General features: G+C 65.9%; 23 protein-coding genes. 17 read left to right on the forward strand and 6 right to left on the reverse strand.

Annotation, left to right across the window (positions count from 1 at the left end):
• The first annotated feature begins 111 nt into the window (after positions 1-111).
• The 3 genes from ligK to C8K14_RS13145 all read left to right on the forward strand — a co-directional run bounded on the left by ligK (position 112) and on the right by C8K14_RS13145 (position 2986).
• Positions 112-786, forward strand: coding sequence for a 4-carboxy-4-hydroxy-2-oxoadipate aldolase/oxaloacetate decarboxylase (gene ligK, locus C8K14_RS13135; protein ID WP_028657528.1), 675 nt, complete (start codon positions 112-114; stop codon positions 784-786).
• Between the two features lie 159 nt (positions 787-945).
• Complete coding sequence (locus C8K14_RS13140) at positions 946-2007, forward strand: 4-oxalomesaconate tautomerase (RefSeq protein WP_107716989.1); 1062 nt, start codon at positions 946-948, stop codon at positions 2005-2007.
• A gap of 109 nt (positions 2008-2116) precedes the next feature.
• Positions 2117-2986, forward strand: a complete 870-nt coding sequence (locus tag C8K14_RS13145; RefSeq protein ID WP_062787586.1) for an amidohydrolase family protein — start codon at positions 2117-2119, stop codon at positions 2984-2986.
• Between the two features lie 40 nt (positions 2987-3026).
• Here C8K14_RS13145 and C8K14_RS13150 read toward each other — a convergent pair whose 3' ends face one another.
• On the reverse strand, positions 3027-5300 hold the full coding sequence (locus C8K14_RS13150; RefSeq protein WP_233251081.1) for a TonB-dependent siderophore receptor: 2274 nt from the start codon (positions 5298-5300) through the stop codon (positions 3027-3029).
• Here C8K14_RS13150 and C8K14_RS22885 point away from each other — a divergent pair.
• The 5 genes from C8K14_RS22885 (at position 5299) to C8K14_RS13170 (ending at position 8933) form a co-directional block, all read left to right on the forward strand.
• The gene (locus tag C8K14_RS22885) at positions 5299-5556 is read left to right on the forward strand and encodes a hypothetical protein (RefSeq protein WP_166643356.1); all 258 of its coding nucleotides are present in this window, start codon (positions 5299-5301) and stop codon (positions 5554-5556) included. The genes C8K14_RS13150 and C8K14_RS22885 overlap by 2 nt on opposite strands.
• A 79-nt stretch (positions 5557-5635) precedes the next feature.
• Positions 5636-6052 (forward strand): secondary thiamine-phosphate synthase enzyme YjbQ, encoded by a 417-nt coding sequence (locus C8K14_RS13155; protein WP_107717033.1) that lies wholly within the window; start codon positions 5636-5638, stop codon positions 6050-6052.
• Positions 6053-6054: 2 nt separating this feature from the next.
• Positions 6055-6456 carry a thioesterase family protein gene (locus C8K14_RS13160; protein WP_107716991.1) on the forward strand — a complete coding sequence of 134 codons (402 nt, stop codon included), beginning with the start codon at positions 6055-6057 and terminating at the stop codon, positions 6454-6456.
• 137 nt (positions 6457-6593) lie between these two features.
• Complete coding sequence (locus C8K14_RS13165; protein WP_107716992.1) at positions 6594-8357, forward strand: transferrin-binding protein-like solute binding protein; 1764 nt, start codon at positions 6594-6596, stop codon at positions 8355-8357.
• 48 nt (positions 8358-8405) lie between these two features.
• Positions 8406-8933 carry a hypothetical protein gene (locus C8K14_RS13170; RefSeq protein WP_107716993.1) on the forward strand — a complete coding sequence of 176 codons (528 nt, stop codon included), beginning with the start codon at positions 8406-8408 and terminating at the stop codon, positions 8931-8933.
• Positions 8934-9155: 222 nt separating this feature from the next.
• Here C8K14_RS13170 and C8K14_RS13175 read toward each other — a convergent pair whose 3' ends face one another.
• A complete protein-coding gene (locus C8K14_RS13175) occupies positions 9156-11618 on the reverse strand; it encodes a DNA translocase FtsK 4TM domain-containing protein (protein WP_107716994.1) in 2463 nt (820 codons plus the stop codon).
• 92 nt (positions 11619-11710) lie between these two features.
• Complete coding sequence (locus tag C8K14_RS13180) at positions 11711-12226, reverse strand: thiamine phosphate synthase (RefSeq protein ID WP_369974356.1); 516 nt, start codon at positions 12224-12226, stop codon at positions 11711-11713.
• A 40-nt stretch (positions 12227-12266) separates the two neighbouring features.
• Between C8K14_RS13180 and C8K14_RS13185 the strand changes: the two genes are divergently transcribed.
• A complete protein-coding gene (locus C8K14_RS13185; RefSeq protein ID WP_107716995.1) occupies positions 12267-12932 on the forward strand; it encodes a YggS family pyridoxal phosphate-dependent enzyme in 666 nt (221 codons plus the stop codon).
• A gap of 144 nt (positions 12933-13076) precedes the next feature.
• Positions 13077-14399: a diguanylate cyclase gene (locus tag C8K14_RS13190; protein WP_108338589.1), complete on the forward strand. Its 1323-nt coding sequence runs from the start codon at positions 13077-13079 to the stop codon at positions 14397-14399.
• A 25-nt stretch (positions 14400-14424) separates the two neighbouring features.
• Here C8K14_RS13190 and pyk read toward each other — a convergent pair whose 3' ends face one another.
• Complete coding sequence (gene pyk / locus C8K14_RS13195; RefSeq protein WP_022675851.1) at positions 14425-15882, reverse strand: pyruvate kinase; 1458 nt, start codon at positions 15880-15882, stop codon at positions 14425-14427.
• A gap of 95 nt (positions 15883-15977) precedes the next feature.
• Here pyk and C8K14_RS13200 point away from each other — a divergent pair, with 95 nt between their 5' ends.
• On the forward strand, positions 15978-16316 hold the full coding sequence (locus tag C8K14_RS13200) for a DUF1244 domain-containing protein (protein WP_107716996.1): 339 nt from the start codon (positions 15978-15980) through the stop codon (positions 16314-16316).
• Between the two features lie 151 nt (positions 16317-16467).
• The gene (locus tag C8K14_RS13205; protein ID WP_022675853.1) at positions 16468-16704 is read left to right on the forward strand and encodes a DUF2312 domain-containing protein; all 237 of its coding nucleotides are present in this window, start codon (positions 16468-16470) and stop codon (positions 16702-16704) included.
• Positions 16705-16743: 39 nt separating this feature from the next.
• Here the strand turns inward: C8K14_RS13205 and C8K14_RS13210 are convergent, their stop codons facing one another.
• Complete coding sequence (locus C8K14_RS13210; protein ID WP_158271913.1) at positions 16744-17439, reverse strand: type II CAAX prenyl endopeptidase Rce1 family protein; 696 nt, start codon at positions 17437-17439, stop codon at positions 16744-16746.
• A gap of 175 nt (positions 17440-17614) precedes the next feature.
• Here C8K14_RS13210 and C8K14_RS13215 point away from each other — a divergent pair, with 175 nt between their 5' ends.
• From C8K14_RS13215 to ruvA, 4 genes are all read left to right on the forward strand, one after another.
• Complete coding sequence (locus C8K14_RS13215) at positions 17615-18358, forward strand: YebC/PmpR family DNA-binding transcriptional regulator (protein ID WP_022675855.1); 744 nt, start codon at positions 17615-17617, stop codon at positions 18356-18358.
• Between the two features lie 151 nt (positions 18359-18509).
• Positions 18510-18986: a crossover junction endodeoxyribonuclease RuvC gene (ruvC, locus tag C8K14_RS13220; RefSeq protein ID WP_022675856.1), complete on the forward strand. Its 477-nt coding sequence runs from the start codon at positions 18510-18512 to the stop codon at positions 18984-18986.
• Positions 18987-19035: 49 nt separating this feature from the next.
• Positions 19036-19536 (forward strand): nucleoside deaminase, encoded by a 501-nt coding sequence (locus C8K14_RS13225; RefSeq protein ID WP_233251074.1) that lies wholly within the window; start codon positions 19036-19038, stop codon positions 19534-19536.
• 45 nt (positions 19537-19581) lie between these two features.
• A complete protein-coding gene (ruvA, locus tag C8K14_RS13230) occupies positions 19582-20199 on the forward strand; it encodes a Holliday junction branch migration protein RuvA (protein WP_022675858.1) in 618 nt (205 codons plus the stop codon).
• A gap of 110 nt (positions 20200-20309) precedes the next feature.
• Here the strand turns inward: ruvA and C8K14_RS13235 are convergent, their stop codons facing one another.
• The gene (locus C8K14_RS13235; protein WP_107716998.1) at positions 20310-20645 is read right to left on the reverse strand and encodes a GIY-YIG nuclease family protein; all 336 of its coding nucleotides are present in this window, start codon (positions 20643-20645) and stop codon (positions 20310-20312) included.
• A gap of 74 nt (positions 20646-20719) precedes the next feature.
• On the opposite strand from C8K14_RS13235, the gene ruvB reads away from it, so the two are divergent.
• On the forward strand, positions 20720-21778 hold the full coding sequence (gene ruvB, locus C8K14_RS13240; RefSeq protein WP_107716999.1) for a Holliday junction branch migration DNA helicase RuvB: 1059 nt from the start codon (positions 20720-20722) through the stop codon (positions 21776-21778).
• Positions 21779-22023 lie beyond the last annotated feature (245 nt).

The following is a 22023-nucleotide window of genomic DNA, read 5'->3' on the forward strand; positions in this document are numbered from 1 at the left end:
AGCATTTCCTTATGGCACATGCCAAACATTGCATTTGGCGCTGCCCGCCCCCGGTTCCAAATGCAGGCCATCCGTGCCGAACCGGCCAGCCATCATAGGGAGACAAGCGCCATGTCGGGTATCGTCGTGCAGAATATCGAACGGGCCGATCCGGCCGTGATCGACGGCCTGGCTGCCTGTGGCGTGGCCACCGTGCACGAAGCGCAGGGCCGCACCGGCCTGCTCGCCAGCTATATGCGCCCGATCTATCGCGGCGCGCGCATCGCCGGATCGGCCGTGACGATCAGCGCCCCTCCGGGCGACAACTGGATGGTCCATGTCGCGATCGAACAGCTGCAAGCGGGCGATATCCTGCTGCTGGCCCCGACCTCGCCCTGCGAAGACGGCTATTTCGGTGACCTGCTCGCCACCTCGGCCCAGGCGCGCGGCTGCCGCGGCCTGGTGATCGACGCCGGGGTGCGCGACGTGCGCGACCTGACCGAGATGCAGTTCCCGGTGTGGTCCAAGGCGATCTATGCGCAAGGGACGGTCAAGAATACGCTCGGCAGCGTCAACGTGCCGGTGGTCTGCGCCAATTGCGCGGTGAACCCCGGCGACGTGATCGTGGCCGACGACGATGGCGTGGTGGTGGTGCCGCGCGCCAAGGCCGCAGAGGTACTCAAAGCCGCACAGGCGCGCGAAGCCAACGAAGGCGAAAAGCGCGAGAAGCTGGCCAACGGCGTGCTCGGCCTCGACATGTACAAGATGCGCGAGCGGCTGGAGAAGGAAGGCTTGAAGTACGTTTGATGGATTGAAGGGGCCCCTCCGTCAGGCCCTGCGGGCCTGCCACCTCCCCACCGCTACGCGGCAGGGAGGATCTGGGCTCCTCCCCATGCAATGGGGAGGGGGACCGCCGCCACTGGCGGCGGTGGAGGGGCCCCTTCCCGCACCCAAGGAGCAAGACCCATGACCACCGGTTTTTCCGCCCCCTGCATGTGGATGCGCGGCGGCACGTCGAAGGGCGGCTATTTCCTCAAGAGCGACCTGCCCACCGACGTGGCGGCGCGCGATGCCTTTCTGCTGGCGGTGATGGGCTCGCCCGATCCGCGCCAGATCGACGGGATGGGCGGCGCCGATCCGCTGACCAGCAAGGTGGCCGTGGTGAGCAAGTCCACGCGCGAGGGGATCGATGTCGATTACCTGTTCCTGCAGGTCTTCGTCGACCAGGCGATCGTGACCGACGCGCAGAACTGCGGCAATATCCTGGCGGGCGTTGGCCCGTTTGCGATCGAGCGCGGGCTGGTGGCGGCGACGGGCGATGAAACCCGCGTGGCGATCTTCATGGAAAACACCGGGCAAGTGGCCGTGGCGACGGTGCAGACGCCGGGCGGCACGGTCAGCTATGCCGGCCAGGCCGCGATCGATGGCGTGCCCGGCACCCATGCCCCGGTGCCGCTGGAATTTCGCGATACGGCCGGTTCCTCGTGCGGGGCGCTGCTGCCCACCGGCAACGTGGCCGACATGATCCAAGGCGTGGCCGTGACGCTGATCGACAATGGCATGCCCTGCGTGGTGATGAAGGCGCAAGACGTGGGCATCACCGGCTATGAAGACCGCGAATGGCTGGACAATGCGACCGACCTCAAGGCGCGGATCGAGGCGATCCGGCTGGAAGTGGGCCCGCTGATGAACCTGGGCGACGTGAAGGAAAAGTCGGTGCCCAAGATGATGCTGGTGGCCCCGCCCAAGCACGGTGGCGCGGTGACCGTACGCAGCTTCATCCCGCATCGTGCGCATGCCACGATCGGGGTGCTGGGCGCGGTGTCTGTGGCGACGGCCTGCCTGCTCGAAGGCTCTCCGGCGGCCGAGGTCGCGCAGGTGGGCGACGGCAGCCGCAAGACCCTGTCGGTGGAGCATCCCACCGGCGAAATGAGCTGCGTGCTGGAAGTGGACGAGAGCGGCGCGGTCAAGACTGCCGCCCTGCTGCGCACCGCGCGCAAGCTGATGGATGGGGTGGTGTTCGGGTAAACGTGTGCTTCTCGCCCTGCGACAGGCTCAGGGCGAACGGCGTGCGAGATTTCAAATAGGTTGCCGTTCGGGCTGAGCGTGTCGAGGCCCGGTTTTCAAGGACAAGACCATGACCGACCGTATCATTTCCTGGCACGGCAACCCGTCGAAGCCGCGCTATACCCCGCCGGCCGGCGCGATCGATGCGCATTGCCATGTGTTTGGCCCGATGGCGCAGTTTCCGTTCAGCGCCAAGGCCAAGTACCTGCCCGAAGACGCCGGGCCGGACATGCTGTTTGCGCTGCGCGATCACCTGGGCTTTGCCAAGAACGTGATCGTGCAGGCGAGCTGCCATGGCACCGACAATGCAGCGACGCTCGACGCCATTGCCAAGAGCAACGGGAAAGCGCGCGGCGTCGCCGTGGTCGATCCGGCGATTTCCGAGGCTGATCTCGCCGCGCTGCACGTGGGCGGCATCCGTGGCATCCGCTTCAATTTCTTGAAGCGGCTGGTGGATGATGCGCCCAAGGACAAGTTCCTGGACGTGGCCAAGCGCCTGCCCAAGGGCTGGCACGTGGTGATCTATTTCGAGGCCGATATCCTGGAGGAACTGCGCCCGTTCATGGACGCGATCCCCGTGCCCTTGGTGATCGACCACATGGGCCGGCCCGATGTGACGCAAGGGCCCGATGGGGCCGACATGAAGGCGTTTCGCGCGTTCCTCGATTCGCGGCCCGATATCTGGTTCAAGGCGACCTGCCCCGACCGGCTCGACCCATCAGGGGACCCGTGGAATGCCTTTGCCGAGGCCGTGGCGCCGCTGGTGGCGGACTATCAGGACCGCGTGCTGTGGGGCACCGACTGGCCGCATCCCAACATGCAGGATGCCATTCCCGATGACGGGCACCTGGTCGACATGATCCCGCGCATTGCGCCGACCGAAGAATTGCAGCGCAAGCTGCTGATCGACAACCCGACCAAGCTCTATTGGGCGGACTGAGCAACGAAGGGGGCGAGATGATCGCCCCCTTTCTTGTGGGTCAGAACGCATAGCCCAGGGTGAGCACGGCAGAGCGCCCTTCACCCGGCACGGCCCAGCCATTGTTGCGGATCGACGTGTAATACTTCTCGTCGGTCAGGTTCTGCACGTTGATCTGTGCCGAAAGGCCGTTGTCCAGCTTGTAGCCCAGCGAAATGCGGTGGGTGAGATAGGACGGCGCCTTGTACATCGGCGCGCCGGTGGAATTGGTGAGATACCAGCTGCCCTGGTAGGTGAGGCCATAGCCCACCTCCAGCCCGAACGGCAGGTGATAGCTGGTGTAGAGGCTGCCCGACCAGCGTGGCGTGTTGGTCACCGGGTTGCCGGCCTGGACATCGCTGGTTGGGCACGTGACGGTGCCGCCCGTGGGCAGCGTCTGCGTGGCGCCCAGGTGGTTCTTGCAGTAATTCGAAATCGACTGCTTGATCACGCCATCGAGGTACATGGCGTTGGCAAAGATCGTCCAGGCGGGCGTGATCTTGCCCGACAGGCCGAGCGACACGCCATCGACCTGGCTGCGCCCGTCGAGCACATTGGTGGTGCCGACCAGCGGATCGTTGGCGGCGACGGGATAGTTGGTGCGCTCGTTGCGGAACACCGAGGCGGTCAATTGCAGCTTGCCCTGCGCCAGATCGACCTTGCCGCCCAGTTCGAAATTGACGGCGGTTTGCGGGGCAACGTTGCAGGGGTCGCCCAGCAGGGTCGTGCTGGTCACGCCACAACCGCTGCGCACGGTGGACGAGGCCGGCGTCTTGCTGTTGCCGTAAGCGACATAGAGGCTGGCGTTGGCCACCGGCTTGTAGACCAGGCCCAGGCGATAGCTGAACAAGTCGTCGGTGTTGTTCTGCGGCGCACCGGTGGTCACCGCGCCGCTGACCGCCAAGGTGTCGCTGCGATAGCGGGCGCGGTTGTTTTCCCAGCGAATGCCGCCATTCACTTCGAACCCGCCGCCCAGCTTGACCGCATCGAACGCATAGAGCGCGATGTTGCGGGTGGAGCCATGGGCAATTGCCGTGGTGATGTAGTTTACCGGCCCGGTATAGATGGCATTGGGATTGGCGATGTTGATCGCATCGAGTGTGGGCGTGGTGCCATTGGCATTGCGCAATCCGTTGCCGGAAACGACGTCATAATCTTCCTGCGAGTATGCCGCGCCCAGTGCCAGGGTGTGTTCGAGGCCGAAAGTGGAGACCTTGGCGGAAAGATCAACCTGGTCATACCAGATCGAGGTGTCGGTCAGGCGGAACAGCCCGCGCGGGCCGCTGGGGTAGAACGTGCCCGCAGCCTGGGTTGATGAGCAGGCCGTGGCCGCGCCGGTCGAATTGGCCAGCGTACCGTTGGCCAGGCACCAGGCACCCTGCGGCGGATCGACGAAGGTATCCTGCTTGACCTTTTGGTAGCGTGCCAGATTGCGGATCGAGACCGCATCGGAAAAGCGGTGGTCGAGGATGGCGGTGGCCTGGTCCACCGTCTGTTCCTGGCGATCGTAGTTCTTGTATCCGTAATAGCCGGCATAGCTGGCGCCGGGCAGCAAGCCGCCATAAACCGCGTAATAAGGCACGCCATATTGCGGGATATTCTTGTCACGCTGGTGCAGATACAGCAGCGTCAAACTGGTATCGCCGGTCAGCCCGAACTTGACCGACGGCGCCACGCCCCAGCGGCGGCTGTATTCGAAATCGCGGCCGGGCACATCGGCGCTGTGGCCCATGGCGTTGAGGCGCACGGCGACCTCGCTGCCCAGCTGCCAGTTGCTATCCACCGTGCCGCGCCAGTAATTGGCCGTGCCCACCCCGCCCTGCACGGTGGTGCTGGTTTCGTCCTTGGGCCGCTTGCTGACCAGGTTGACCGTTCCGCCGATCGAGCCCGAGCCGCTGAACACCGAATTGGCACCATTGGTCACTTCCACCTGTTCGATGTTGAACAGGTCGCTGCGGGAATACTGCGCGCTGTCGCGCACGCCATCGATCTGGATATCGGTATTGGCGCTCTGCCCACGCAGATTGATGCTGTCACCATAGCCGCCGCCGCCTTCGCCCGCGCCCAGGGTAATGCCGGGCAGGATCGACAGCGCATCTTTCAATGACAGCAGGTTCTGCGCCTCGATCACCGCGCGGCCGACCACGGTGACCGTCTGCGGCGTATCGAGCAGCGGGCGCACGTACTTGGGCGATTCCGCCCGCTCTACCTTGACTGGAGCTTGCGCGATCGCGGTATCGGTCACGGTCACCCCGCCCAGCACGGTTTGCGCGGCATCCTGGGCCTGGGCCGGCATGGCGGCGATCACGCCGATACAGCCGGCGGCGAGAAATGCGGGACGCAAGGGCGAGGTGGCAGGCACGTGCCCGCTTGGCATGGGTGACGCGCGACGAGACCGGGATGCATTGATCATGATGGAATTTTTCCCCTTTGCTCGGATCGGGCAGCGGCGCCCGGTCCGGATGGGTAGCGCTTTATTGCGAGTGATTTTCATAATCAACCATGTTGATAATGATTCTCATTTTTTATTGTACCACGCAAAACCGGGGTGACATGGTCCGCGCCCCATGCCAGGCTGATGCGGTCATGAGCCAAGCCCTTCACCCCGCCGACGCGGTGCACGCCGCGCCGCTGCGCCAGGCCAGCACCACGCTGACCCTGCATACGCCCGGCCCCGGCCTGCACGAATTTACCCGCGAAACCGCGCAGTGGGTGGCGGCCCAGGGCATGGACAGCGGGCTGCTCACGCTGTTCTGCCGCCACACCTCGGCCTCGCTGTGCATCCAGGAAAATGCCGCGCGCGAGGTGCGCGGCGATATCGTGCGCTGGCTCGATCGCCTGGCACCGGAAAGCACCGCCTATGCCCATGACGATGAAGGCCCGGACGACATGCCGGCCCATTTGAAAAGCATCCTGACCGGGGTGAGCCTGTCGATCCCGCTGCTGGGCGGGCAGCTCGCGCTTGGCACCTGGCAAGGCATCTATCTGTGCGAGCACCGCTGCATGGCGCATCGCCGCCAGATCGTGCTGCACCTGGTGGGTGCCTGATCATGACGGCACGGTTTTCTTGCACGTTCACCGCCCTGCCCGAGCATATCGACGAGCTGGGCCATGTGAACAACGCGGTCTGGGTGCGCTGGATGGAACAGATCGCCACGCGGCATTGGGAAACGGTGGCGCCACCGGAACACGTGGCGGCCTATGTCTGGGTGGTGACCCGGCACGAGATCGACTATCGCGGCAATGTTGGCCAAGGCGAGAGTGTGGTGGCCACCACCTTCATTCCCGATCCGCCCCACGGCGCGCGGTTCGACCGCTGCGTCGATTTCGCCAACGCGGCCGGCAAAGTGATCGTCAGCGCGCGCACGACGTGGGCCCTAATCGATAAAAGCAGCGGACGCCTGGTTCGCGTTCCTGCAGAAGTGGCAGCACCCTTTTACTCTCAGGTGTAAAGCATCGCTGGAACAATATGTAAAATAGCGTATTATAGCGCCAAGTTGGATCTATTCTGTTTTTTGACAAGGATCGAATCATGGCGCGCGCTGGTCTCCAACGGTGTTGCAGAGCGACACGGTATTCGGCACTTGCGTTGGCGGTTCTGCTCGCCGCGTGTGGCGATGGCGGTGGCGTTGCCAGCACGAACTCTCCCAACCCGCCGCCTTCTCCCCCGCCCAAGCCGACCAACGACGATCTGGTGGGCAGCCTGGTCAGCGAGGCCTTCGTCAATGATGCAAAAACCCAGACGGCCTATCAACCGATCACGTCCGCCCAGCCGAACACGGTTACAAGCAAGCCTTTGACGATCGAATACAAGGCATCCACGCAGACCTACACGATTGCCACGCAAGGGCGGACACAGGATTTCGGACCGGCGCAAAAGGATGCCACGCTCAGCAATGCCGAAGCCACGGTTTACAAGCGCAGCGAAGGCGCGCTGACGGAGACGCTGTCGCTCAGCACGAATACGACCGATCCCGGCACGCCCGACGCCCCCCTTTTCCGCTATGTCGGTGCCGGCCTGTGGCAACGGACGCAGACCGATGGGCCGAACGCCACAACGACCATGGACTATTTCACCTATGGCGTCCCCACGCCCGCATCGGCCATGCCGACCACCGGGACGGCCACATTCGGTGTGCGCCTTGATGGGCAGGCCGGCTATCCTCAGCAGAACTATGTGCTGACAGGCGGCGGTCGCTTTCAGGTGGATTTCGCCAGCGGCGGCCTGGTTGGCAGCGGCACGATCGATCGTTACAGAAATAGCCTGTATGAAGGCACTTTAAACTGGACGTCACAGGCAAAGCTGAAAGCAGGTAGCACGACGTTTTCCGGCAGCTTCAACTTCGGCGCGCGGCCGGGTGCGATCGACGGCCGTTTCTATGGCCCCCATCATGAAGAGTTCGGCGCGGTCTGGAACACCAACCTTTACGACAACGTGGTGGCGAGCGGCACGATCCTGGGCCGCGACACCGCGACGATGCCATCCAACAATGGCCTGGCGAACCTGGTAATCAACGAAGACCTGGGCGGGGCAGCCGTGGCCGTCAGCTATGGCCGCTCCACACGGTGGGACCAGCAAAACCTGACTACGCGCTCGTTGTACATTACCTATTCCGAAACGCAGAAGGCGCTGACGATACGTGCTGGGATCGACGGATATTCCGGAAATCCACGTGCGCTCACGCCCGCGATCCGCGACGCGGCGCACAGCGACGCCACGTACGATGCCTATTCCGTTACGGCGCAAGCGAGTTCGTTGAGCGCGGGCACGCTGCGCGTTTCGCGCCCCGGCCCCAGCAATCCGCTGATTGCGTTGACCTATACCGGCTTTGGCACGTCTGAAACGGTACTGGCACCGTCGCAATCCTCCACATTCCCCTACACCGATTTCGCCTATGGCTTTGGCGAGGCGACGCCGGCCTCAGCGGTGCCGAGCAGCGGCAGCGCTACATACAATGGCGTGATCCTGGGCTATTCCGGGGTTCCGTCTGATGGCAACACCCGGCCCTATGCGATCAGCGGAGACGCGCGCATGGCGTACAACTTCGGCGCGGCAACCTTGACCGGCACGCTCACCCCCGTGGCGACAGACCGCGATACCGGAACGTCCTACGCGCTTGGCGCCTATGCTTTTTCCGGCACGGGCGACGCAGGCAAGGCAACGTTTGCGGGCACCTTTGACAAAATCATCAACCTGCCATTCAGCGGAGACACCCGCGGTTCGATCAAGGGGCAATTCACCGGCCCGCATGCTGAAGAATTCTATGCGACCTGGCTCATCGGGATGCGCGATCCCAAGGGTGGCAGCAATATTCCCGTGGGCGGTGTGATCGTGGGCAAGCAGGGCAAGTGATCCAGCCCCCCTTTGCCTAGGGCCGCTTTGCGCCTAAGGGCCGCGGTCATGACCGCATCGCTTGCCCTGACCCGCCTCTCGCGCCTGATCGCCGCCAGCCATTCGTGGGAAACCGCGCGCACGTTCAAGGCGTGGAGCCCGAGCGAGGACGACAAGGCGCTGATGGCCACCCGCGCGCAGGACGTGCTCAAGGTCATGGCGGGCAAGGACGTGACCGCGCCGATGCTGGGTGCCGCCTATGCCGTGCACCTGGCCCGTGCCCTCGATGCGCCGATCATGGTGGTCGAAGGCACGCTGAGCGTGGCGGGCGAAGTGGTGGCCGATGACCATGGCTGGGTAATGATCGGGCCGTGGGTGGCCGACATGGCGCTGTTCTCACGCGCCTATGCGCCCGACGCGCCGCCGCGCCTGGCTGCCCATGTGCTGCGGGCGTTTGGCCCCAACAAGGGCCTGTTCTGCGATGCCTGGCGCCGCACTGCCCGCCTCGGCCTGGGCTATGACCCGCGCCGGGTGTTGACCGAGGCAGAGGTGACCGCGCTGGTGGGCGAGGCGACAGCGGCGCTGCGGGCGGCCTGAGCCCCTCCACCACCCGCTGCGCGGGCGGTCCCCCTCCCCGTCGGTGACGGGGAGGATCTGTGGCGCTCTGGGCGATGGGTGGACCATCCCGAACGCGGCGCTTGGCTGCCGGGGGCTTCGACAGGCTCAGCCCGAACGGGTAATAAACGTCTTGTCACTCCGTTCGCCCTGAGCTTGTCGAAGGGCCCTGCCCGGTGACCGGGCATTGCAAGCCATCCGGGGTTACAGCGGGTTGCCATCCTTGTCGCGGTAGATCTCGCGGCGGCCGACGTGGTTGGCCGGGCCGACCAGGCCATCCTGCTCCATGCGTTCGACCCACTTGGACGCGGTGTTGTAGCCCACGCCCATCTGGCGCTGAATCCAGCTGGCTGAGGCCTTCTGGCTTTCGAACACGAGCTGGCAGACCTGGCGATACTTGCGGTCTTCGGGATTGTCGGAGGTGTCGAGTTCGTCGAAGCCGTACGAGCCTTCTTCGGGCTCCTCGGTGACCGAATCGACGTATTCTGGCTTGCCCTGGCCGCGCCAGTGATCGGCCACGCGCTCAACTTCCTCGTCGCTGACGAAGGGACCATGGACGCGTTTGATCGGATCGGTGCTGGGCTTGTAGAGCATGTCGCCCTTGCCGAGCAGCTGTTCGGCGCCCTGTTCGCCCAGGATCGTGCGGCTGTCGATGCGGCTGGTCACGGCAAAGGAAATGCGCGTGGGCAGGTTGGCCTTGATCACGCCGGTAATGACGTCGACCGAGGGGCGCTGCGTGGCCATGATCAGGTGGATGCCGGCCGCGCGGCTCTTTTGCGAGAGGCGCTGGATCAGGACTTCGATTTCCTTGCCGACGCTGACCATGAGGTCGGCCAGTTCGTCGACGATCACCACGATCTGCGGCAGCACCTGGTATTCGAGCTGCTGTTCCTCGAACAGTTCCTCGCCGGTTTCGGGATCGAAGCCGACCTGGATGCGGCGGCCGAGCGGCTTGCCCTTGGCCTGGGCGGCGCGAACCTTTTCGTTGAAGCCCGACAGGTTGCGCACGCCGATCGACGACATCTGGCGATAGCGCCGCTCCATTTCCTCGACCGCCCACTTGAGCGCGCGCACGGCCTTGGCCGGCTCGGTCACCACGGGCGAGAGGAGGTGCGGGATATCGTCATAGGACTTGAGTTCGAGCACCTTGGGATCGACCAGGATCATGCGGCACTGTGCCGGGGTAAGCCGGTAGAGCAGCGACAGCAGGATGCAGTTCAAGCCCACCGACTTGCCCGAGCCGGTGGTGCCGGCCACCAGAAGGTGGGGCATGGTGGCCAGATCGGCCACGATCGGTTCGCCGGCAATGTCCTTGCCCAGGATGATCGGCAAGAGGCCCTTGGCATTGACGAACTTGTCGCACGCCACCAGCTCGCGGAACGAGACCATGTCGCGGATCTGGTTGGGCAATTCGATGCCCATCACGGTGCGGCCGGGAATGGCCGAGACGCGTGCCGACACCGCGCTCATATTGCGGGCGATATCGTCGGCCAGGCCGATCACGCGGCTGGCCTTGATACCGGGCGCGGGTTCGAGCTCGTACATCGTCACCACCGGGCCGGTACGCACGGCGGTGATCTCGCCCTTGACGTTGAAATCGTCGAGCACGTTTTCGAGCAGGCGCGCGTTGCGTTCCAGCGCGAGCTTGTCGATCTTGGGCTGGGCCGAGGCGGGAATTTCCTCGAGAATGTCGATCGCGGGTAGCGCGAACTTGTCGAACAGGTCGCTTTGCCGCGCCTGCGCCTTGGCCGCAGGCGCAGGGGTGCGCTGCGGATCGCTGATCTCGGTCGGGCGGCGGGGTGCGGCAGCATCGGCCGGGATCACCGGGGCGCGGGTGTCGAACGGCGGCGCGTCATCATCGGCACCATCGTCATCATCGGCGAGCAGGGCATCACCGGCGGCTGCGGCCTTGGCCTTGGGCGCGCGGCGCTGGCGGGCCGGGGCGCCATCGGCCGCCGCCTCACGCGGAGTGCGGCGCAGGAACGCCGGAATCGACAGCAACCGCGCCCAATCGAGCGCAAAGACGCGCCCGGTGAGGAACAGGCCGCCGCCAAAGGCGAGCAGCGCGATGGCCAGGATGATCCAGCCCTGCGCCACCGGCACCAGGCCAGCCAGCGCGCGCACCCCGGCCGCGCCGAGCAGGCCGGTGGCGCCGCCAAACCCGGCCGGCAGGCTGCCACCCGGGCCGGTGAACGCCAGCGCCAGCGCCGTGCCCGACAGCATCATCGCCACCGACAGGCCGAGCGACAGGCGCCACCAGGCCGGTTCGGGCGCAGGCGCTTCTTCATCCTCGTCCACGTCGATCAGGTCACCGGCGGCGTCCCACAGGCGGCGGGCAAACACGAACAGCAGCGGCACCAGCAGGCCGCCGGGCAGGCCGAACAGCACCAGCACGCGTTCCGCCGCCCAGGCGCCGGGCAGGCCCATCCAATTGTCCACCGGGCTGCCCGAGGCGGTGCTGCCGGAAGGATCGGTCTGGGTATAGCTGACCAGCGCCAGCGCGAGGAACACCATGGCGCCAAACAGCGTGGCGCCGCCGATCAGTTCGAAACTGCGGCGGAAGCTGCGCCGCAACACGGCGCGCCAGTTGGGGTTGCCCCGGCCAGGGCCGAGTTTCCCGCCGCCAGGCGCGGTCGAACGGTTGGGGGTGAGTGCCCGCGAAGCCATGATGCTGAATATTCCCTTCTGGCGCCATCATCGCCCCAAGCGCTGCCGGGGTCAAGAATCGCCCGCGAAAACCCACGGAATTGCGCGGATTTTCACGACAGTCCGTCGATCGCGGCCCAGCCCCGCACGGCGCCCCGGCGTGGCAGGCGGCGCGCGGCGGCGCGGTTCATCCCGCCCAGCGCCAGGACCGGCACCGGGCTGTGGCGCGCCAGCAGCAGGAAGCGCACCATGCCCAGCACCGGCGCGCCGGGATGGCTGCGCGTGGGCAGCACGGGAGACAGCAGCACGGCATCGGCACGGGCCCGCGCCGCCGCCGCGATTTCGCGCAGGGAATGGGCCGTGGCCAGGCGCAACCCGGCTTCGCGCCCCAAGCCATCTGGCGCGCCATAGCGCCCCTGCCCGCCCCGGCCGCAGCGCGCGCCCGCCGCGATCAGCGCCACGCCGCGCGGTGCCGCCAGGCGGCGCAGCGCGGCCCAGCGCTGGCGGCGCGCCTCGGGCGCCAGGTGATAGTGGCGGAACACCAGCGCACTGCCGCGCGGCAGGCGCGCCACGGCGCGGGCCAGCACGGCATCGTTGCGCGCATCGCTGAGCAGGACCAATCGCGGCACGGGGTAGCGCTTTGCCATGACGACGCTATAGCACCGCGCCATGACCGGACCAGAGCATACCCCGCTTGAAGACATTCGCGCCCGCATCGCCCAGGCCGCGCGCATTGCCCGCCGCGCCCCTGCCGACGTGACGCTGGTGGCCGTATCGAAAACCCACCCGGCCGAGGCGATCCGCCCGCTGATCGCCGCCGGGCAAACCGTGTTCGGCGAAAACCGCGTGCAGGAAGCCCAGGCCAAGTGGGCGCCGCTGCGCGAGGAGCATGCCGGGCTGGAACTGCACCTGGTCGGCCAGCTGCAATCGAACAAGGCGGATGAGGCCGTGGCGCTGTTCGATTGCATCCATTCGCTCGATCGCCCCTCACTGCTGACCGCGCTGGCCCGCGCGATGGACAAGACCGGCCGCCGCGTGCCGCTGTTCGTGCAGGTCAACATTGGCGCCGAAGAGCAGAAGGGCGGCTGCGCCATCGCCGATCTGCCTGCCTTGCTGACCGAGGCGCGCGCGGCAGAGCTGCCGGTGATCGGGCTGATGTGCGTACCCCCGGCGGGGATCGAGGCCGCGCCGTTCTTTGCCCTGCTCGACAAGCTCGCCGCAGACCATGGCCTGGCCGGCCGATCGATGGGCATGAGCGACGACTTTGAAACCGCGATCCAGCTGGGCGCCACGCATGTGCGCGTCGGCTCTGCCCTGTTTGGCGCGCGCGGCTGATCATCGTTAGCGGCCTGCGCCGCCCATCATAGGCATTCATGCGCAGGCGCGCGTTCAGCCTGCTCCACCTGCCGTGTCCGTAAGAATGGCCGTGCCCGGCATCCCCCGGGACGGTGCAGGTTTCGGAACGGGAGCTTTCTGAGCGTGGTGGACGAGCAAGCGCCATTCCTGCGTCGGCTGCGCCTGCCGGAATGGCGCGGCACCACGCGGCAGCGCCTGGGCCTGATGTATAATGGCGCGATCGCGCTGCAGCTGCTGTCGATCGCCCTGGTGGCGGTGCACGAAATGCTCGACCGCTGGCAGCCTGGCGGCAACGACATGCTGCTGGTGCTGGCGCTGGGCTTGCAGGTGGCCGTGGCCACATCGCTGCTGGGCTTTCGCACGATCCTGATCACCCATCACAACCACGAACAGCACATGCGCGCGGATTCAGAGGCAGCGCGGCGGCGCACCGCCGAACTCTTTGCCATGACCGACATGTTGCAGGCCGCCGAAACCAACGAGGAAGCCGGCGCCGTGCTGATGGTCACCGCGCGACGCCTGCTGGGCGGGCACGGCGCGGCGCTCTATGTGCTCAACAATTCACGCGATCGGTTGGACCTGGCGCGCCAGTGGGATTTGCCGGATGGCTATGTCGCACCCGATTCGTTGGCGCCGAGCCACTGCTGGGCGTTGAAGCGCGGCAAGGCGCACGTGAATGCGCCGGTCGAAGGCGGGCTGTGCTGCTCGCACCATGGCGGCGACAATGCCGTGCTGGAAATCCCGATGATGGCCGGTGGCCAGGTGCAGGGTCTTCTGGTGCTGGCGCGCAGCGATGCGCCAGTGGCGCTGGCGGGGGGCGAGGAACTGGCCAACTTGCGCCACCTGGGCACGGCGCTGGCGGATTCGATGTCGCTGGCTTTGTCCAACATCGCGCTGCGCGATCGGCTGCGCACCCAGTCGCTGCGCGATTCGCTGACTGGCCTCTATAACCGGCGCTATATGGAAGACACGCTGGAGCGCCTGATTGCGCTGTCGCAGCGATCGGGCAATCCCACCGCAGTGATCATGATCGATCTGGATAACTTCAAGGAACTCAACGACAGCTATGGCCATGCCAAGGGCGATGCGGTGCTGCGCGATGTGGCGGCGCAGATCGTTGGCGCACTGCGCCCCACCGACGTGGTCTGCCGCTATGGCGGGGAAGAGATCATCGCCATCCTGCCCGATTGCGCGCTGGCCGATGCCGTGGCCAAGGCCGAGCAGATCCGCCTGCGCGTGCTGGGCGTGACCGATATCCAGGGCTGCCCGGTCAGCGCGTCGCTGGGCGTGGCGGCCATGCCGGAAACGTCCGTCAGGGGCGAGGAACTGATCCCCGATGCCGATGCCTCGCTCTATCTGGCCAAGGCATCGGGCAAGAACTGCGTGTTCGCGGCCGAGCGCGTCACCTCGGGCCTGACAGTGGCCCGGGTGACGGACAAGACCTGAACGCGCCAGGTCTTGTCAGGGCTGCTCAGTCGGCCTGGTGCTGCTTGAGTTCGTCGCCGGTGAGGGTGACGACATGCAGCAGGTTGGTGGCCCCCGGCGTGCCGAACGGCACCCCGGCCAGCGCCACCAGCTTGGACCCGGCGGTGCCGAAATCGTGGCGCAGGGCCATGCGCTTGCCCTTGGCGATCATTTCCTCAAAGCTGCCGATGTCCTTGGTGGCAACGGCGTGGGCGCCCCACAGCAGGCCGACCTTGCGCGCGGTCTTCTGGCTGGGCGTGAGCACCAGCATCGGTACGCCCGGCCGTTCACGCGCCACGCGGCGGGCGGTGGAGCCCGAACCGGTGAACACGATGATCCCCGAGATCGGCAGCGTTTCAGCGATCGAGGCGCAGGCCTGGGCCAGCGCGTCAGCCGTGGTGGGATCGGGCAGCGTTTCGATGAAGTGGACGCGGGCGGCATAGCCGGGATCGCTTTCCACCTGCACGGCGATGCGGTTCATGATGCTGACCGCCTCTTCCGGCCAGGCGCCAGCGGCGGTTTCGGCCGAGAGCATCACAGCATCGGCGCCGTCATAGACGGCGTTGGCCACGTCCGACACTTCGGCGCGGGTGGGCGTGGGCGCCTCGATCATCGATTCGAGCATCTGCGTGGCCACGACCACCGGCTTGCCCTGGCGGCGCGCGCTTTCGACGATGCGCTTTTGCAGCGGCGGCACTTCTTCGGGGTTGAGCTCGACGCCCAGGTCACCACGGGCGACCATGATGCCGTCGGACAGTTCGATGATCTCTTCCAGGCGCGAAATCGCGGCCGGCTTTTCGATCTTGGCCATCAGCGAGCCATAGCCGCCCATCAGGCGGCGCGCCTCGGCCACGTCTTCGGGGCGCTGCACGAACGACAGGGCGATCCAGTCGGCGCCATGCTCCACGGCGAAGGCCAGGTCGCGACGGTCCTTTTCGGTGAGCGCGGGCACCGGCACCACCGCGTCGGGCACGTTGACGCCCTTGCGATCGGAAATCACGCCGCCCACTTCGGCCGAGCAAAGGATTTCGCTCTCGCTGGCGCGGATCACGCGCAGGCGCAGCTTGCCATCGTCGATCAGCAGGCGCTGGCCCTTTTGCAGGATGCCGAACAGTTCGGGATGGGGCAGGCAGACGCGGTTTTCATCGCCCGGCTCGGGATTGCGATCGAGCGTGAAGTGGCCCGAATGGCGGATGACGGCGCGGCCTTCCTTGAAGGTGCCGACGCGCAGCTTGGGCCCCTGGAGATCGCACAGCACGGTGATCGGGCGCTTTACCCGTTCTTCCAGCGCGCGGATATTGGCGATGGTTTCGGCATGGATGGCGTGTTCGCCATGGCTCATGTTGACGCGAAAGGCATCGGCACCGGCCAGGAAAAGCTTTTCCAGCATTTCCGGGGAACGGCTGGCCGGCCCCACCGTTGCGAGGATCTTGACCTTGCGTTCGCGCTTGTCAGGCTGGCCCATGGTGCAAAAAACTCCTCTTCACTATCGAACCCGGCAGGCTTTCATTCGGCCTGCCCTATGGCCTATGCCGGGGCAAAACCCAAGGGATGATAACCATGGATACGAATGCTTCGACCGGCCAAACCACCCATTCTGGCGCTGATCCGCTCGATCAACTCGATGATGCAGTGGCCGCCGCCGCCTTTCGCCACCTGGTGCGCCATTTGCGCCACCGCCACGATGCCCAGAACATCGATCTGATGGGCTTGGCGGGCTTTTGCCGCAATTGCCTGGCCGACTGGATTATCGAGGCCGGCGCCCCGCTGGACAAGGCCGCCGCCCGCGAGGCGATCCACGGCCTGCCCGCCGAGGAATGGAAGACCCGCTACCAGAGCCCGGCCACGCCCGAACAACTGGCACGGATGGACGAGAGCATGAAGCGCAACCCGCGCTGACACCGGCCAGAACCCAGACATAACCCGGCTTGCGCGCGACAGCGGCGCAATCTTTCCACAGGATCGGCTTTGCCAGCGTGGGCGTGGGCGGCTATTTGCCCGCGGCTGAAGGCCGCAACGGCCGCCCACACAGAGATTCGGAGCTTATCCCATGGCCGACGCCGCCGACGACCGCCTGCGCCTCTTGATCGAGCGCATCGAACGCCTGGAAGAAGAAAAGAAGGGCATCGGCGACGACATCAAGGATGTCTACAGCGAAGCCAAGTCGGCCGGCTATGACGCCAAGATCATGCGCCAGATCGTCCGCCTGCGGAAGATGAAGCCCGACGATCGCCGCGAAATGGAAGCGATTCTCGACGTCTACAAGAACGCCCTGGGCATCGACTGAGCACCAGGGACTGAGCCACGCGGCGCTTGGCCGCTCCGCTCACTGCACCAGGAATGCCACGGTTACCGCCGCCAGATTGCCCAGCGCGTGGGCAAGCATGGCGGCGGGCAGGCTGATCCGCACACGGATGAAGCCGAACACCAGCCCGGCCCACAGCTGCGGCAGCACCATCGGCACCAGCGCCAGCGTGATGCGCGGATAGTTGCTGAGGTGAAACAGCGCGAAGACCACCGCGTGCAGCATGAACAGCACCGGAAACGCCGCGACGAACCACGCCGGGGTTTCCCGCCGGCGCAGCACGAACCAGCCCAGCGCCGCACCCAGCACGCCCAGCAGCAACAGCAGCAGCGCCACGGGGTGGGCCGCGCCATCGCGCACCGTCCATAGCGCGGCAGCCGCCACAACCAGCCCCGCGATCAGCGCGAGTGCGCGCGGCCGGCCCGAAAGCCAGCCCCGGAACACGCATTCCTCGGCCACCGGGGCCAGGAGGGTGACGGTGGGGAGCAGCAGGGCGGGCGGCACTTTGCCAAAGGCGTCGGGTGAAGGCAGGCCCATGGCCCGCTGCCACAGGTGCAGAACCAGCGCGAGCACCAGCAGCCCGGCCAGATAAAGCCCGGTTGCGCCGCGCCACAGCGCCCAGCTTTCCGCGCTGCCCAGACCCATCGGCCGCGTCCAGCGTGGATGACGCAGGAAGTGGGCCAGGGATTGCGCAGCGGGCAGGGACAGGCGGACCATGGCAAGGGCCATACCGCACGAGCGGTTAACGCCGCGTTTGCCGATCTGCCCCGGCTGTCAGCCCCCCGTTGTTGGCCCCCGTTGTTGGCTAGGCGCGCATTGCCGTTTTGCGCCGGTTGGTCTAGGGGCCGTGGCAAACCCCAAGTTCCCACCATCAGCCGCAAGAAGCAGATCCATGGCAGGCCATTCCAAATTCAAGAACATCATGCATCGCAAGGGCGCGCAGGACAAGAAGCGCTCGGCCATGTTCTCCAAGCTCTCCCGCGAAATCACCGTCGCGGCCAAGATGGGCATGCCCGACCCGGACATGAACCCGCGCCTGCGCGCCGCGATCAACGCCGCCAAGGCGCAGTCGATGCCCAAGGACAATATCCAGCGCGCCATCGACAAGGCGAGCAAGGGCGACGGCGAGAACTATGAAGAAGTGCGCTACGAAGGCTATGGCCCGGGTGGCGTGGCGATCATCGTCGAGGCGCTGACCGACAACCGCAATCGCACCGCCACCAACGTGCGCACCGCCTTTGCCAAGAACGGCGGCAACCTGGGCGCTTCGGGCGCGGTCAGCCATGGCTTTGAACGCCTAGGCCTGATCGAGTACCCCGCCAGCGTGGGCGACGAGGAAAAGGTGCTGGAAGCCGCGATCGAAGCCGGCGCCGACGACGTGGAATCGGACGACGATACGCATCAGATCTGGACCGCGATCGACAACCTCCACCCCGTCAGCCGCGAGCTGGAAAAGGCGCTGGGCGAAGCCGAAGCGGTGAAGCTGGCGTGGAAGCCCAGCCTCAAGACCACGGTTTCGGCCGATGATGCCGCCACCCTGCTCAAGCTGATCGACGTGCTGGACGACGACGACGACGTGCAGACCGTGTGGGGCAACTATGAAATCCCCGACGACGTGATGGAAAAGCTGGGCTGATCAGGCCAATGGCGGTGCGCGCTGGCGATCGATCCTCCCCCTCGCCGAGGGGGAGGTGGCGGCCGTCAGGCCGTCGGAGGGGGCTCCCCCTCCACCACGCGCTGCGCGCGCAGCGCCCCTCCCCTGCCGTGCGGGAGAGGATCTTGCAGTCATGATCATCCTGGGCATCGATCCTGGCCTCACCTGCACCGGCTGGGGCGTGGTGGCCAAGTCTGGCAGCCGGCTCAGCCACGTTGCCAATGGCCAGATTCGCACCGATGCCAAGGCCACCATGGCGCAGCGCCTGGTGGAACTGGACGCGGCGCTGACCGACGTGATCCTCACCCACCGCCCCGACGAAGGCGCGGTGGAAGAGGTCTTCGTCAACGTGAACCCGCAATCCACGCTCAAGCTGGGCCAGGCCCGCGGCGTTGCCATGCTCAGCCTGGCACGATCGGGCATGCATGTGGCGGAATATCCCACCAAGGTGATCAAGAAGGCGCTGGTCGGCACCGGTGGCGCGGAAAAGCAGCAGATCCAGCATATGCTCAAGATCCTGCTGCCCGGCGTGAAGCTGGCGGGCGAGGACGCCTCTGACGCGCTGGCCGTGGCGATCACCCATGCCAACATGCTGGGCAGCCACCGCTGATCCCGAAAGGACATGGGAACGCCCGCGCCCGCCCGGCGTAGCGTTCTTCATGAACATCGCCGCCACCGACGAAGCCTGGATGGCCCGCGCCATCGCCCTCGCCATCCGCGAAAAGGGTGATGATCCGGCCAATACGCCGATTGCCGCCCTGGTCGTGCGCGATGGCAGCCTGGTGGCTGGCGCGGTCAACCGCGCGGTGGAACGGTGCGATGCCACCGCCCATGCCGAAGTGGAAGCGCTGCGCGCGGCGGGCCAGACGGTGGGCGACATGAAGATCGACGGCGCCACGCTTTATACCACGCTGCAGCCCTGCGGCATGTGCACGATGGCGGCAATCTGGGCTGGGATCACCCGCATCGTCTATGGCGCCGGGCGCGACCAGGTGCACGAGATGTATTTCGAGGACCGCCACCTTTCGACGGTCGATTATATCCGCGATGCCTTCAAGGACGACCTCTCGCTTGAAGGTGGCGTGGCCGCGCACGATTGTGCCAAGCTCTATTACGGCGCCGACGATGCCGTGCCCGAGGATCAACAGGCCAATACCTGAACCCCGGTTGCGCGCGGGAAAGTTCCCTGTCATAGGGAACAAACCATGATCGCCAAATTGACCGGCATGCTTGACGACACCGGCCCGGACTGGGCGATCATCGACGTGAACGGCGTCGGTTACCTGGTGCAGTGCTCCGCCAAGACGCTCACGCACCTGGGCGTGCGGGGCGACAAGGTGGTGGTGCACACCGAAATGCAGGTGAGCGAAACCGACCAGCGCCTGATCGGCTTTGCCAGCGCGGGCGAACGCGCGTGGTTCCGCCTGCTCACTGCCGTGCAGGGGGTGGGATCGAAAGTGGCCCTGGCCATTCTCTCCGCCCTGTCGGTGGACGAGTTGCAGCGCGCCTGTGCCGGGGGCGATGCCGCCATGGTGGCGCGCGCCAACGGGGTGGGGCCAAAGCTCGCCAGCCGCATCGTCAACGAACTCAAGGACAAGGCCGGGGGCCTGGCCGGCATGACCGGCGGACTGGGCGTCGCGGCAGAGGCAGATGTTGCGCTGCCGGCCGGCTCGGCTAGCGCCGACGCGATTTCGGCCCTGCAGAACCTGGGCTTCAAGCCCGCCGTGGCAGCCAGCGCCGTGGCCTTTGCGATCAAGGATCTGGGCGAAGACGCCCGCCTCAACGACCTGGTGCGCGTGGCGCTCAAGCGGGCGACGGGGTGATGGCCGTTATGGCGGGAAAGGCGGCATGCTGGACCCCGGATCAAGTCCGGGGTGACGGGGATTTTGAAGTCAAACGTTGTGTGCGAAACAGTCGTCACCCTGAACTTGTTTCAGGGTCCAGGGTGAGGCTTGCCCTGCCCCGACGGCGGAAAACCGAGGTCGATCGCAAGATCGCGCCAATCGGGATTGGCCGCATGGACCAGATTGAGCTTCCAGTCACGGCGCCAGTTCTTGAGTTGCTTTTCGCGGACGATCGCCTGCTCCATATCGGCGAAGATCTCGAAGTGGACCAGGCGGTAGACACCATAGCGCGCGGTGAAACCGCCGGTGATGCCTTCGCGGTGCTGCCACAACCGCTGCATCAAGGCCGACGTGACCCCGATGTACAAGGTGCCACGCACCCCGCTCGCGAGAATGTACACGCATGGTTGCCGTTCCCGTCGCATATCCCATCGTGGCCACGGGCAGATCAGTGGACAATGACCGTTGCTGCCGAATTGGCCGAAAGCCCTGATCCCGCATGACCGAAAACCCGCTCCTTTCCGCCCAGGCCCAGGCCGAAGACCTCGACGCTGCATTGCGGCCCAAGACGCTGGCCGAGTTCGTTGGCCAGGAGTCCGCGCGCGAAAATCTCAAGATCTTCATCGAGAGCGCCAAGCAGCGGCGCGAGGCGATGGACCATGTGCTGTTCTTTGGCCCGCCGGGCCTGGGCAAGACCACGCTGGCGCAGATCATCGCCCGCGAGCTGGGGGTGAATTTCCGCGCCACCTCTGGCCCGGTGATTGCCAAGTCGGGCGATCTGGCGGCGCTGCTGACCAACCTCGAATCGGGCGATGTGCTGTTCATCGACGAAATCCACCGCCTCAATCCCGTGGTCGAGGAAGTGCTCTATCCCGCGATGGAAGACCGCGCGCTGGATCTGATCATCGGTGAAGGGCCTTCGGCACGCTCGGTGCGGATCGATCTGCCGCCGTTCACCCTGATCGGCGCGACCACGCGGCAGGGCCTGTTGCAGACCCCGCTGCGCGATCGTTTCGGCATTCCGGTGCGCCTGCAGTTCTATACCGTGGCCGAACTGGAACGCGTGGTGACGCGCGGCGCCACGCTGATGGGTGTGGGCATCGATAGCGAGGGCGCGCGCGAGATTGCCAAGCGCGCGCGCGGCACGCCGCGCGTGGCCGGGCGCCTGCTGCGCCGGGTGCGCGATTTTGCCCAGGTGATGGGCGATGGCACGATCACCCGTACCCTGGCCGACCAGGCGCTGACCCGGCTTGAAGTCGATGCGCTGGGGCTCGATCTGCAGGACCGGCGCTATCTCATGATGATCGCCGATATCTACAAGGGCGGCCCGGTGGGGGTGGAAACGCTAGCCGCCGGCCTTTCCGAACCGCGCGACACGATCGAGGAAGTGATCGAGCCCTATCTGATCCAGCTGGGCCTGGTGGCGCGCACCGCACGCGGCCGCTGCCTTAACGATCGGGCCTGGCAGCACCTGGGAATCACCCCCCCGACTGCGCAGATGCCGGGCGGCCTGCCCGGCACCCTGCCCGGCCTGTTTGCCCCCGACAGCGGCGAATAGGCGGATTTGCCTGTCGGAATCGGCAACACCCGGGCCAGCAAAAGTTCCAGATTGGGACAGAGTTAACACACCGGCGCGAAAAGTGACGAAATATGGCCCGCTGCTGTGCCGATTTCAGGTTAACGCGATGGACGCTGCCGCTATGATCTGCGTTGTTCATCTGCGGGAAAGGCCGGCAGCCACCTGTTAAGTGGTTTCTGCTAGGCCGGCCCCGGGATTTAGCGAGAGCAACGATCATGTCGGTT

The organism is Novosphingobium sp. GV079 (assembly GCF_003058045.1).
Classification (GTDB): Bacteria; Pseudomonadota; Alphaproteobacteria; order Sphingomonadales; family Sphingomonadaceae; genus Novosphingobium; species Novosphingobium capsulatum.